The sequence below is a fragment of the Pantoea sp. ICBG 828 genome, from assembly GCF_002928355.1.
Lineage (GTDB): Bacteria > Pseudomonadota > Gammaproteobacteria > Enterobacterales > Enterobacteriaceae > Pantoea > Pantoea dispersa.
This window is the reverse complement of record NZ_POWN01000018.1, coordinates 1-12,389: the sequence shown is the minus strand read 5'-3', so window position 1 is coordinate 12,389 and position 12,389 is coordinate 1. Positions and strand designations below refer to the sequence as shown.

General features: G+C 59.1%; 11 protein-coding genes. 8 read left to right on the top strand and 3 right to left on the bottom strand.

All coding sequences use genetic code 11. The features are described from left to right. Positions 1–246 precede the first annotated feature (246 nt). Complete coding sequence (gene kup / locus C1Y43_RS23125) at positions 247–2,115, top strand: low affinity potassium transporter Kup (protein WP_021508177.1); 1,869 nt, start codon at positions 247–249, stop codon at positions 2,113–2,115. 11 nt (positions 2,116–2,126) lie between these two features. Here the strand turns inward: kup and qseC are convergent, their stop codons facing one another. After that, positions 2,127–3,458: a quorum sensing histidine kinase QseC gene (gene qseC / locus C1Y43_RS23120; protein ID WP_104189835.1), complete on the bottom strand. Its 1,332-nt coding sequence runs from the start codon at positions 3,456–3,458 to the stop codon at positions 2,127–2,129. Next, entirely contained in the window at positions 3,455–4,117 is a 663-nt protein-coding gene (qseB, locus tag C1Y43_RS23115; RefSeq protein WP_021508175.1) for a quorum sensing response regulator transcription factor QseB, read from the bottom strand. The genes qseC and qseB overlap by 4 nt, the downstream gene beginning before the upstream one ends. A gap of 170 nt (positions 4,118–4,287) precedes the next feature. On the opposite strand from qseB, the gene C1Y43_RS23110 reads away from it, so the two are divergent. The 7 genes from C1Y43_RS23110 to rbsR all read left to right on the top strand — a co-directional run bounded on the left by C1Y43_RS23110 (position 4,288) and on the right by rbsR (position 10,653). Continuing rightward, entirely contained in the window at positions 4,288–4,683 is a 396-nt protein-coding gene (locus C1Y43_RS23110; RefSeq protein ID WP_058758226.1) for a YgiW/YdeI family stress tolerance OB fold protein, read from the top strand. Between the two features lie 172 nt (positions 4,684–4,855). Then, positions 4,856–5,275: a D-ribose pyranase gene (gene rbsD, locus C1Y43_RS23105; RefSeq protein ID WP_021313542.1), complete on the top strand. Its 420-nt coding sequence runs from the start codon at positions 4,856–4,858 to the stop codon at positions 5,273–5,275. Positions 5,276–5,282: 7 nt separating this feature from the next. Beyond that, positions 5,283–6,791: a ribose ABC transporter ATP-binding protein RbsA gene (rbsA, locus tag C1Y43_RS23100; RefSeq protein ID WP_058758228.1), complete on the top strand. Its 1,509-nt coding sequence runs from the start codon at positions 5,283–5,285 to the stop codon at positions 6,789–6,791. Continuing rightward, the gene (gene rbsC / locus C1Y43_RS23095; protein ID WP_021508172.1) at positions 6,788–7,759 is read left to right on the top strand and encodes a ribose ABC transporter permease; all 972 of its coding nucleotides are present in this window, start codon (positions 6,788–6,790) and stop codon (positions 7,757–7,759) included. Before rbsA ends, rbsC begins: the two co-directional genes overlap by 4 nt. Before the next feature lie 27 nt (positions 7,760–7,786). Then, complete coding sequence (gene rbsB, locus C1Y43_RS23090) at positions 7,787–8,662, top strand: ribose ABC transporter substrate-binding protein RbsB (protein ID WP_021508171.1); 876 nt, start codon at positions 7,787–7,789, stop codon at positions 8,660–8,662. Between the two features lie 64 nt (positions 8,663–8,726). Then, entirely contained in the window at positions 8,727–9,656 is a 930-nt protein-coding gene (gene rbsK / locus C1Y43_RS23085; RefSeq protein ID WP_021508170.1) for a ribokinase, read from the top strand. Between the two features lie 4 nt (positions 9,657–9,660). Further along, entirely contained in the window at positions 9,661–10,653 is a 993-nt protein-coding gene (gene rbsR / locus C1Y43_RS23080) for a ribose operon transcriptional repressor RbsR (protein ID WP_369597187.1), read from the top strand. Here rbsR and mdtD read toward each other — a convergent pair. Then, positions 10,650–12,053 (bottom strand): multidrug transporter subunit MdtD, encoded by a 1,404-nt coding sequence (gene mdtD / locus C1Y43_RS23075; RefSeq protein WP_021508168.1) that lies wholly within the window; start codon positions 12,051–12,053, stop codon positions 10,650–10,652. The genes rbsR and mdtD overlap by 4 nt on opposite strands. Positions 12,054–12,389: the final 336 nt, after the last annotated feature.

Genomic DNA, 12,389 nt, shown 5'->3' with positions numbered 1-12,389 from the left:
ATACTCTACTGTTTATCATGCGTGAAAGCGTTGATAGCCGTCAGCTTTTTTGTTTCAGAAGGTTGAGGTGAGGAAAATTGCGGGTTTTCAGCGCATTTCGCGCCGATTTTCGGCGAAAAAACGCTGCGCAGACGGCGTAATGCCAGACGGTAAAAGTAGGTTTTTTCGGGAATATGTGCATACTGTGCGCTTTTGATGATCTGAGCGCCGGGCTGAGGCCTGCGCGGCTCCAACAAAAGACAACTTATGAGCTCGGATAAGAAACAGTCCCTTGGCGCAGTCACTCTGGCGGCGATCGGCGTGGTGTATGGCGATATCGGTACCAGCCCGCTCTATACCCTGCGCGAGTGTCTCTCTGGTCAGTTCGGCTTTGGCGTGGAACGCGAGGCGGTGTTTGGCTTTCTGTCGCTGATCTTCTGGCTGCTGATTCTGGTGGTTTCGCTTAAATACATCAGTTATGTGATGCGCGCCGACAACGCCGGTGAAGGCGGGATCCTGACGCTGATGTCACTGGCGGGCCGCAATACCGGCGCACGCGCCACGGCGATTCTGGTGATCATGGGGCTGATTGGCGGCAGCTTCTTCTACGGGGAAGTGGTGATCACGCCGGCGGTATCCGTGCTTTCGGCCATCGAAGGGCTGGAGATCGCCGCGCCGAGCCTCGATAGCTACATTGTGCCACTGGCGATTGCGGTACTGACGCTGCTGTTTGTGATTCAGAAACACGGCACCGGCATTGTCGGTAAGCTGTTTGCGCCGGTGATGCTGCTGTGGTTCATCATTCTGGCGGTGCTGGGCGCGCGCAGTATCATCAATAATCCTGAGGTGCTGCACGCCATGAACCCGTACTGGGCGCTGCACTTCTTTATTCAGTACAAAACGGTATCGTTCTTCGCGCTGGGCGCGGTGGTGCTGGCGATCACCGGCGTTGAAGCGCTGTATGCCGATATGGGCCACTTTGGTAAGTTTCCGATTCGCCTGGCATGGTTTGTTGTGGTGCTGCCGTCGCTGGTGCTCAACTATTTCGGCCAGGGGGCGCTGCTGCTGGAGCATCCGGAGGCCATCAAAAACCCGTTCTTCCTGCTGGCGCCGGACTGGGCGCTGATTCCGATGCTGATTCTCGCTACGCTGGCCACGGTGATCGCCTCGCAGGCGGTGATCTCCGGCGTATTCTCGCTGACGCGCCAGGCGGTGCGTCTTGGCTATCTGCCGCCGATGCGCATCGTGCACACGTCCGAAGAGGAATCCGGCCAGATTTATATTCCGGTGATCAACTGGCTGCTCTATTTCTCTGTGGTGATTGTTATCGTCGGCTTTGAGCACTCCAGCAATCTGGCGGCCGCCTACGGGATTGCGGTGACCGGTACCATGGTGCTGACCGCCATTCTGTGTTCAACGGTGGCGATTCAGAACTGGCACTGGAATCGCTACCTGGTGGTGCTGATTCTCATCGCGATGCTGTGCATCGACGTTTCGCTGTTCTCCGCTAACCTGGTCAAAGTGTTCTCCGGCGGCTGGCTGCCGCTGACGCTGGCGCTGATGATGTTTATCGTGATGACCACGTGGAAGAGCGAGCGCTTCCGCCTGCTGCGTCGTATGCATGAGCATGGCAATTCGCTGGAGGCGATGATCGCCTCGCTGGAGAAATCGCCGCCGGTGCGCGTGCCGGGCACGGCGGTCTACATGTCGCGGGCGCTCAATGTCATCCCCTTTGCCATGCTGCATAACCTGAAGCACAACAAGGTGCTGCACGAGCGCGTGGTGCTGCTGACGCTGCGTACCGAAGATGCGCCTTATGTGCACAACGTGCGTCGCGTGACCATTGAGCAGCTGTCGCCCACCTTCTGGCGCGTGGTGGCAAGCTATGGCTGGCGCGAAACGCCAAACGTCGAGGAGATTTTCCACCGCTGCGGCCTCGAAGGGCTCAACTGCCGCATGATGGAAACCTCGTTCTTTATGTCACACGAGTCGCTGATCATCGGCAAACGCCCGTGGTATCTGCGTCTGCGCGGCAAGCTGTTCCTTGCGCTGCAGCGCAACGCCCTGCGCGCGCCGGATCAGTTTGAAATTCCGCCTAACCGGGTAATCGAGCTCGGTACTCAGGTCGAAATCTGACGCATCGCGCGTCACCAGCTGAGGGTGACGCGCAGCCCCTGCGGCTGCACCGCGCTGAAGGTTAGCCGGATGCCGTGCAGCTGAGCCACATTTTTCACAATCGACAAGCCAAGCCCGCTGCCGGTTTGCGCCTGCCCCGGCGGTCGCCAGAAGCGTTCGCCCAGCCGCGCCAGCTGCTCTGCGCTGACGCCCGGTCCGTTATCCGCGATCTCCAGCCTGCGCGCGCTGAGCCGCAGCTGAATCTCACTGCCGGACGGCGTGTAGCGCAGCGCGTTATCCAGCAGATTGCGCAGCAGTAAACCCAGCAGCAGTGGATGACCGTTCATCACCGGTTCCGCGTCAGCCGTCAGCGTCAGCCTGGTGTGCTGCGTTGCCGCCTGTGCCTGGTGTTCGGTCACCAGCTGGTGCAGCAACGGTGCGAGGGGGACCGGCTGAAATTCGCTGCGCAGATCGTCCGCTTCGACGCGCGACAGCGTCAGTAGCTGATCGACCAGCCGCGTGGCGCGCAGGATGCCGCTGTCGAGCTGCTGCAGCGCATGGTTACGCATCGCCTCGTCATCGCCGGCCAGCTGAATCACCTCACTCTGCACGCGCAGCGCCGCCAGCGGACTGCGCAGCTCGTGCGCCGCATCGGAGGTAAAGCGCCGTTCGCGCTGGACCAGCTGCGCCATGCGGGCGAACAGGCCATTCAGCGCCGCCACCAGCGGCTTCACCTCCAGCGGCAGGCGCTGCGGCGTCAGCGGGGTGGCATCATCCGGCACGCGCTGCTGCAGCGATGCAGTCAGGCGTTTCAGCGGACGCAGCTCAAACCACACCAGCGCCAGCAGCAACAGCAACATCAGCGGCATGGCCACCAGCCACGGCAGCAGGCTGCTCAGTGCCAGATCGCGTGTCATATCATCGCGATATTCCCACTCCTGTCCGACCACCACGCGCCACTGCTTATCGGCTGAGGTCAGCCACAGCAGCCGCCAGCGATCGTCATCGCCACGCAGGCGACCATCGTGGAAGCCGTCGCGATCCGCGGTAAACGGCAAATCGCGGCCGTTTTCGCCGTCGTTCAGCAGCGGTTTGCCGTCGGCGCTGAACACCGCAAAGGCCAGCGCGTCGTCATCCTGATCGCCGCGATGGTGGCGCAAAATCGCTTTGGTTTTTGGCAGCGAGGCGGCCTGCAGGCGACTGGCATCCAGCGCCAGCAGGCGTTTGGCGAACAGCATCTGCTGGGTATCAAACAGCTCATTAACGGTGTCGCGCGTCTGCTGCCATGCGCTAAAGGTGGCGCTGGCACCACACAGAATAATTAACAGCAGAAAGCCGATGGCCAGTCGCAGAAACAGACTCATTCTGCCGCTCCCAGCGTGTAGCCAATGCCGTGTACGGTGCGGATGAACTGACTGCCGAGCTTTTTACGCAGATGGTGGATGTGCACTTCGACCGCGTTACTGGAAACGTCGTCGTCCCAGCTGTACAGTTTCTCCTCCAGCTGTGCGCGCGTCAGTACGCGACCGGGATTGCGCAGGAACAGCTCCAGCAGCGCCAGCTCACGGCTTTTCAGGCTGAGCGGTTCGCCATCGACCATCACGCTGTGGCTGCCGGGAGCCATCACCAGCCTGCCGTGACGCAGCTCCGGCTGCAGCTGACCGTGACGGCGACGAATCAGCGCCTGCAGACGCGCGGCCACCTCCGTCAGCGCAAACGGCTTACACAGATAGTCGTCGGCACCGAGTTGCAGGCCCTGCACGCGCTGGTCCAGCGCATCGCGTGCGGTGAGGATCAGCACCGGGACATCCGCGCCCTGCTCACGCCACTGGCGCAGGATGTCCAGCCCGTCACGTTGCGGCAGCGACAGATCCAGCACCACGGCATCCCATGGCGCCGCGTTGAGCGCCTGAAATCCGGCTTCGCCGCTGACAAACCAGTCGACGCTGAAACCCAGTTTGGTCAGGCCGACCTTCAGGCCATCGCCAATCAGCGTATCGTCTTCAATTAATAAAATGCGCATGCGTTTCTCCCGGTTATCTGGGGGTTTATACGAAGCAGATGCGCGCTTGTACAGCGTCATTCGCCTGTTTTGGCTTATTTTTTCCCTCTTTTTTTCCCTTAAGATCCTGTTAAGAACCCTGTGGTGAAATAGCTCCCGTAATCCGCACAGACATCGAAATGAGGTGAAAAATGAAAAAGAGTGCAGCGCTGTTCGCCATTATCGCCCTGGCGGCAACCCCGGTGTTAGCCGCCCAGCAGGGTGGCTTTGTCGACCCCAACGCGCCAGCCGCTCAGGCTAAAGCCGGCGGTTTTAAGGCCGATAACAGCAGTGTGGTGACGGTAAAACAGGCCGAAGAGATGAAGGATGACAGCTGGATCACCGTGCGCGGCCAGCTTGATAAGCAGATCGGCGATGAAGATTATCTGTTCCGCGACAGCAGCGGCAGCATGAAAGTGGAGATCGACCACAAACGCTGGAACGGCCAGACCATTACGCCGAAGGATCAGGTCGAGCTGACCGGCGAACTGGATAAGGATTTCAATTCGATTGAACTGGACGTTAAACAGGTGCGTAAACTGCCCTAACCTCCCCTGCGGAGCCACGTCGCGGGCTCCGCCATCCCGCCAAACTCAAATTTTCCCCGGCCCAGGCGAAACGTTTCGATGGCGATCACATTTCCGTGATGCCGTCATTGAGTTGCCATGTACATTTAATACACTGCCAGACAGCGAAACGTTTCGCTGTGGAGTGGAATAAATGAAAAAAGGTCGCCTGTTAAACGCTGAAGTCTCTCATGTGATTGCCCGCCTCGGGCATACCGATACGCTGACGATTGCCGATGCGGGCTTGCCGATCCCGGCCGGTCCACAGCGCATCGATCTGGCGCTGACGCCCGGTACGCCCGATTTTTTACAAGTTGTGGAGGTCATCACGCAGGAGATGCAGGTTGAGAGCGCCCTGATAGCGGAGGAGATCCAACAACACAATCCGCAACTCCACAGCCAGCTGATCGCCGTGCTCGAAGCCTTGCAACAGCACCAGGGGAATGTGATTAGCGTTCGTTACACCAGCCATGAACAGTTCAAACAACACACTCAGCGCAGTCAGGCGGTCATTCGCAGCGGAGAGTGCTCTCCGTATGCGAATGTCATCCTGAGCGCGGGCGTCACTTTCTGAGGCCGCTATGCAACCGTTATTGCAACTCAGGGGAATTGAAAAATCATTTCCCGGCGTGAAGGCGCTCAACGGCGCGTCGCTGGCGGTCTATCCCGGGCGCGTGATGGCGTTAGTGGGAGAGAACGGCGCGGGCAAATCCACCATGATGAAGGTGCTGACCGGCATCTACAGTATGGACGCCGGTTCGCTGCACTGGCTGGGAAAAGAAGTGACGTTCTCCGGGCCGAAAGCGTCTCAGGAAGCCGGCATCGGCATCATCCATCAGGAACTGAACCTGATCCCGCAGCTGACCGTTGCGGAAAATATTTTCCTCGGCCGTGAATTCGTTAACCGCTTTGGCCGCATCGACTGGAAACAGATGTATGCCGCGGCGGATGCGCTGTTAAAGCGCCTCAATCTGCGCTTCAGCAGCCACAAGCTGGTGGGCGATCTGTCGATTGGCGACCAGCAAATGGTGGAGATCGCCAAAGTGCTCAGCTTCGAGTCGCAGGTCATCATTATGGATGAACCGACCGATGCGCTGACCGATACCGAAACCCTGTCGCTGTTCCGCGTCATCAATGAGCTGAAAGCGCAGGGCTGCGGCATTGTTTATATCTCACACCGCATGAAAGAGATCTTTGAGATTTGCGATGACGTCACCGTGTTCCGTGACGGCCAGTTTATTGCCGAGCGCGCGGTAGGCGATCTCAGCGAAGAGGGCCTGATCGAAATGATGGTCGGCCGCAAGCTTGAGGATCAATATCCGCATCTCGATCAGACACCGGGCGAGGTGCGGCTGCGGGTCGAGCACGTTAGCGGACCGGGCGTAGAAGATGTCAGCTTTACCCTGCGTAAGGGCGAGATTCTGGGCATCTCCGGTCTGATGGGCGCGGGCCGCACCGAATTAATGAAGGTGCTGTATGGCGCGCTGCCGCGTACGCACGGCAAAGTAACGCTTAACGGCCGCGAGATTGTCACCCGCTCGCCGCAGGACGGCCTGGCCAACGGCATCGTCTATATCTCGGAAGACCGTAAGCGTGACGGGCTGGTGCTCGGGATGTCGGTCAAAGAGAACATGTCGCTGACCGCGCTGCGCTACTTCAGCCGCGCCGATGGCGGCCTGAAGCACGCCGAAGAGCAGCTGGCGGTGGGCGATTTTATCCGCCTGTTCAATGTGAAAACGCCGTCAATGATGCAGCCGATCGGTCTGCTGTCCGGCGGTAATCAGCAAAAAGTGGCGATTGCGCGTGGCCTGATGACGCGCCCGGATGTGCTGATCCTCGACGAGCCGACGCGCGGCGTCGATGTCGGGGCGAAAAAAGAGATCTATCAGTTAATTAACCAGTTTAAAGCCGAAGGGCTGAGCATCATCCTGGTGTCGTCGGAAATGCCGGAAGTGCTGGGCATGAGCGACCGCATTCTGGTGATGCATGAAGGCCATCTGAGTGGCGAATTTTCCCGTGAGCAGGCTACCCAGGAATCCCTGATGGCAGCGGCGGTCGGTAAGCAACACAGCGAGGAGTTAGTTGTATGAGTACCCAAACCTTACCTGCCAGCCGTCGCTGGTTCAGCAAAGCCTGGCTGCTGGAGCAGAAATCGCTGATCGCGCTGATTGTGCTGATCGCCGTGGTCGCCAGCCAGAGCCCGAACTTCTTCACGCTGCCCAACATGTTCAACATCCTGCAGCAGACGTCGGTCAACGCCATCATGGCGGTGGGCATGACGCTGGTGATCCTGACCTCAGGCATCGACCTTTCGGTCGGCTCGCTGCTGGCGCTGACCGGCGCGGTAGCGGCATCGATTGTCGGGCTGGAAGTTAATGCGCTGGTGGCCGTGGCGGCATCGCTGGCGCTCGGCGCCTTTATTGGTGCCATTACCGGCGTGATTGTGGCGCGCGGCAAGGTGCAGGCGTTTATCGCTACGCTGGTGATGATGCTGCTACTGCGCGGCGTCACCATGGTTTACACCAACGGCAGTCCGATCAACACCGGCTTCAGCGATAACGCCGATCTGTTTGGCTGGTTCGGCATTGGTCGCCCGCTGGGCATTCCGACACCGGTATGGCTGATGGCGGTGGTGTTCGCGCTGGCGTGGTACATGCTGCATCACACCCGCCTCGGCCGCTACATCTATGCGCTGGGCGGTAACGAAGCGGCCACGCGCCTGTCCGGCATCAACGTTAACCGCGTTAAAGTCATCGTCTATTCGCTGTGCGGCCTGCTGGCGGCGCTGGCGGGCACCATCGAAGTGGCGCGTCTCTCTTCGGCGCAGCCGACGGCGGGCACCGGTTATGAACTGGATGCGATTGCTGCGGTGGTGCTGGGCGGGACCAGCCTCGCGGGCGGTAAAGGGCGCATTATGGGCACGCTGATTGGTGCGCTGATTCTCGGCTTCCTTAATAACGGCCTCAACCTGATGGGCGTATCGTCTTACTACCAGATGATTGTCAAAGCCGTCGTCATTCTGCTGGCGGTGCTGGTGGATAACAAAAGCAGTAAGTAACTCTGACCTTCACACAGGATTAAAGAAATGAAAAAGTTAACTGCATTGGCCGTCATCCTTGGCGCCACCCTCAGTGCTGGCGCGATGGCTAAGGATACGATTGCGCTGGTGGTCTCAACCCTGAATAACCCGTTCTTTGTGTCGCTGAAAGATGGCGCACAGAAAGAAGCCGATAAGCTGGGCTATAACCTGGTGGTGCTCGACTCGCAGAACAACCCGGCAAAAGAGCTGGCAAACGTGCAGGATCTCACTGTGCGCGGCACCAAACTGCTGCTGATCAACCCAACGGATTCTGACGCGGTCGGTAACGCCGTGAAAATGGCTAACCAGGCGAACATCCCGGTGATTACGCTGGACCGTATGGCGGCGCAGGGGAAAGTTGTCAGCCACGTGGCGTCTGATAACCGCTTCGGCGGCAAAATGGCCGGCGATTTCATCGCGAAGAAACTGGGCGACGGTGCGAAAATCATCGAGCTGCAGGGCATTGCCGGCACTTCCGCTGCCCGCGAGCGTGGTGAAGGCTTTAAGCAGGCCGCTGACGCGCACAAATTCAACGTGCTGGCCAGCCAGCCGGCTGACTTCGACCGTACTAAAGGTCTGAACGTGATGCAGAACCTGCTGCAGGCGCATCCGGACGTGCAGGCAGTCTTTGCCCAGAACGACGAAATGGCGCTGGGCGCGCTGCGTGCGCTGCAGACTGCAGGCAAAACCGACGTGCTGGTGGTGGGCTTTGACGGCACCGCGGACGGCGTGAAGGCGGTAGAATCCGGTAAACTCAGCGCGACCGTTGCACAGATGCCAGACAAGATTGGTATGATTGGCGTCGATACCGCAGATAAAGTTCTGAAGGGCGAAAAAGTGCAGGCGATCAACCCGGTTGACCTGAAACTGGTTACTAAATAAAACCCAAAGAAAAGCATGGCAACGCGCCACCCTCGCGGTGGCGCAACTTCCTGGATAACTCCCTATGAGCAAAAGCGCAAAACTGGCGGTACTCGGCAGCATCAACGCCGACCACATCCTCAACCTCGCCCATTTTCCCCGTCCGGGTGAAACGGTGATCGGGAAACAGTATCAGGTTGCCTTTGGCGGTAAAGGGGCCAACCAGGCCGTCGCGGCTGGCCGTGCCGGCGCTGACATTGCTTTTATTGCCTGCGTGGGTGCAGATGACATCGGCGAACGTATTCGCCAGCAGCTGCAGCAGGACCAGATTGATACCGCTCCGGTGGAAACCGTGGCGCAGGAAGCCACCGGCGTGGCGATGATCTTCGTGAATGGCGAAGGCGAAAATAACATTGGCATCTACTCAGGCGCGAACGCGGCGCTGACGCCAGCCTATGTGGAGCGCCACCAGCAGGTAATTCGTTCGGCCGATGCGCTGCTGATGCAGCTGGAGTCGCCGCTGGACAGCGTGCTGGCTGCGGCCCGCATCGCGCGCGCCAGTCACACTCAGGTGATCCTCAATCCGGCACCGGCGACCCAGCTCTCTGATGAGCTGCTGGCGCTGATCGACATCATTACGCCGAATGAAACCGAAGCGGAAATCCTCACCGGTATCGCCGTCAACGACGACGACGACGCGGCGCGGGCAGCTCAGGCGCTGCACGCCAAAGGCATCGATACCGTATTGATTACGCTGGGCCGGCGCGGCGTATGGCTCAGCGAGCAGGGCCAGGGACAGCGTATTCCCGGCTTCAGCGTGCAGGCGGTGGATACCATCGCTGCCGGTGATACCTTCAACGGTGCCTTCATTACCGCGCGGCTGGAAGGCGTGGCGATGCAGGATGCGGTCCGTTTTGCCCATGCGGCGGCAGCCATTGCCGTGACGCGCCCGGGCGCACAGCCCTCAGTGCCGTGGCGCACTGAGATTGACGCATTCCTGCAGCAACAGGGTTAAGCGCTTGGCTACCATGAAAGATGTCGCCCGTCTGGCGGGCGTCTCCACCTCCACTGTTTCGCACGTTATCAACAACAACCGTTTTGTTAGTGAACAGGTGCGCGACCGAGTGGAACAGGCGATTCGCGAATTAAACTACGCGCCGTCGGCGCTGGCGCGCAGCCTGAAGATCAAGCAAACGCGCACCATTGGCATGTTACTGACCGCCAGCAGCAACCCGTTCTACTCGGAGGTGGTGCGCGGTGTAGAGAACAGCTGCTATGAACGCGGCTACAGCCTGATTCTGTGCAATACCGAAGGCGATGAAGAGCGCATGAATCGCAGCCTTGAAACGCTGATGCAGAAGCGCGTGGATGGCCTGCTGATGATGTGCACGGAAACCCATCTGCCCTCCGCCGACATCCTTAATCGCTATCCTTCGGTGCCGATGGTGATGATGGACTGGGCGCCGTTTGAAGGGCGCGGCGATATTATTCAGGATAACGCGCTGCTGGGCGGCGAACTGGCTACGCAGTATCTGATTGATCGCGGTTACACCCGCATCGCCTGTATTGCCGGGCCGCTGGATAAAACCCCGGCGCGCCTGCGTCTGGACGGTTTTCATCAGGCGATGGCTGCCAGTGGGCTGGCGGTGCCGCCGGGCTATGTGGTGGACGGCGATTTCGAATTTCAGGGCGGTTTTAACGCCATGAATCAGCTGCTGGCGCTCGATCCGCCACCGCAGGCGGTGTTTACCAGCAACGATGCGATGGCGGTGGGCGTCTATCACGCCCTGTATCAGGCGGGACTGCGCGTGCCGCAGGATATGGCGGTGATGGGCTATGACAACATTGAGCTGGCGCGCTATCTGACGCCGCCGCTCAGTACCATTCATCAGCCGAAAGATGAGCTGGGCGAGCTGGCCATTGATACGCTGATTCATCGTATGAGCGATCCCGACGCCAGCCAGCAAACGCTGGTGCTGACGCCGGAGCTGGTGGAGCGCGGTTCGGTTTAACTGCTTTTACGCGTTTTCTCGCGGTTGGCGATCAGGTTACGGCCATCACCCGGCCGTAACATCAGAAACGCCAGCGCCGACAGCACGGTAATCACGCCCATGGTAAAGAAGGTGGCGTGGAACTGCTGCACCGTGGTGCTCTCAAAATCCTGGTAAAAGCGCAGCACGGCGGCGCTGACCGCCACGCCAAAACTGATCGACACCTGCTGCGTTACCGCCAGCACGCTATTGCCGCCGCTGGCGTTCTCATCATTCAAATCCGCCAGCGTGATGGTATTCATGGCGGTAAACTGGGTGGACATCGCCATGCCCAGTACAAACAGCGCCACCAGCAACATGATGATGCTTCCGTCCGGCGACTGCAGCGCGAAGCTGGCGACCAGCACGCCGATGATAACCGTAATGCCCACCAGCGTTTTACGATAGCCAAAGCGGCGCAGCACCTGAGTCACGGTGGATTTAGCCAGCAGCGAGCCAATCGCCGTAGGGCCCATCATGCAGCCGGCGATGATCGCCGGATAGCCAAATCCTACCTGTAACATCAGCGGCATCAGGAACGGAATACAGCCAGTACCGAGACGCGCGGCAATATTACCGATAATCCCGACGGAGAACGTGCGTGTCTTAAACATCGGCAGACTAATCAGCGGAGCCGGATGGCGGCGCGCATGCATAATATAGAGCAGCAGCAATACCACGCCGCTGACCAGCACCAGCACCGCCTGCCACGGCGATACGATACGCTCGCCAAACAGCTCAATACCGATGGAGATCAGCACCAGGCCAAAACCAAACAGCATAAAGCCGCCGAAATCGAAGCGGCGTTTTGGCGTGGTGAAGTCTGGCATATATTTGCGTGCATAGAAGATGCCGGCGATGCCGATAGGAATATTAATCAGGAAGATCCAGTGCCAGCTGGCGTAGGTGACCAGCAGACCGCCGAGCATAGGGCCAAGAATCGGTCCGACCAGGCCGGGCATGGTGACGAAGTTGAGTACCGGCAGCAGTTCGCTGCGCGGATAGGCGCGCAGCAGCGCCAGACGCGCTACCGGCATCATCATTGCTCCGCCAACGCCTTGCACCACGCGCGAAACCACCAGCATGCTCAGCGATCCGGACAGCGCACAGGCCAGTGACCCGAGCGTGAACAGGGAAACCGCCACAATAAACACCTTACGCGTGCCAAAGCGATCGGCCAGCCAGCCGCTGACCGGAATCAACATCGCGACCGTGAGCGTATAACTGATGACAGCGGACTGCATGGCGAGTGGGGAACGTTCAAGGCTAGTGGCAATGGCGGGAAGCGCGGTATTCAGGATGGTGGCGTCGAGAGCCTGCATAAAAAACGCCATGGCGGCGATCCAAGGCAGGCCGGCCATACTGCGCGCGGAGCGAATCATTGAAAATCCTTCTTGAAGAAAATCGGTCAGCAAAGAGCGTAAGTTAAACAGGATAGCATCGGTCGCTGCGACGATGGCGCTGATTTGTGCCGCCGGGAGAGCTGATTTGCCTGATTATTGGCCGGGAAATGTCTGTTTTTACCGCGTTCGTATAAAAAAGTAGCTTTCGGTCAATTTTTTTCAGGAAATGCTTGTCACTTCAGATTAACTCCCTATAATGCGCCACCACTGAGACGGCAAAGCGGCAACGCAGGCGGCTCAGCAGGGCGTGAAGTGATTCACCCCGCCGGAGAAAAACGCTGAAAAAAGTGTTTGACTCTGAAGGAGGAAAGCGTA

Bases quoted from the DNA above. Each gene is read 5' to 3' on its own strand.
- kup (WP_021508177.1), top strand. From the start codon at position 247: ATGAGCTCGGATAAGAAACAGTCCCTTGGCGCAGTCACTCTGGCGGCG.
- qseC (WP_104189835.1), bottom strand. From the start codon at position 3,458: ATGAGTCTGTTTCTGCGACTGGCCATCGGCTTTCTGCTGTTAATTATT.
- qseB (WP_021508175.1), bottom strand. From the start codon at position 4,117: ATGCGCATTTTATTAATTGAAGACGATACGCTGATTGGCGATGGCCTG.
- C1Y43_RS23110 (WP_058758226.1), top strand. From the start codon at position 4,288: ATGAAAAAGAGTGCAGCGCTGTTCGCCATTATCGCCCTGGCGGCAACC.
- rbsD (WP_021313542.1), top strand. From the start codon at position 4,856: ATGAAAAAAGGTCGCCTGTTAAACGCTGAAGTCTCTCATGTGATTGCC.
- rbsA (WP_058758228.1), top strand. From the start codon at position 5,283: ATGCAACCGTTATTGCAACTCAGGGGAATTGAAAAATCATTTCCCGGC.
- rbsC (WP_021508172.1), top strand. From the start codon at position 6,788: ATGAGTACCCAAACCTTACCTGCCAGCCGTCGCTGGTTCAGCAAAGCC.
- rbsB (WP_021508171.1), top strand. From the start codon at position 7,787: ATGAAAAAGTTAACTGCATTGGCCGTCATCCTTGGCGCCACCCTCAGT.
- rbsK (WP_021508170.1), top strand. From the start codon at position 8,727: ATGAGCAAAAGCGCAAAACTGGCGGTACTCGGCAGCATCAACGCCGAC.
- mdtD (WP_021508168.1), bottom strand. From the start codon at position 12,053: ATGATTCGCTCCGCGCGCAGTATGGCCGGCCTGCCTTGGATCGCCGCC.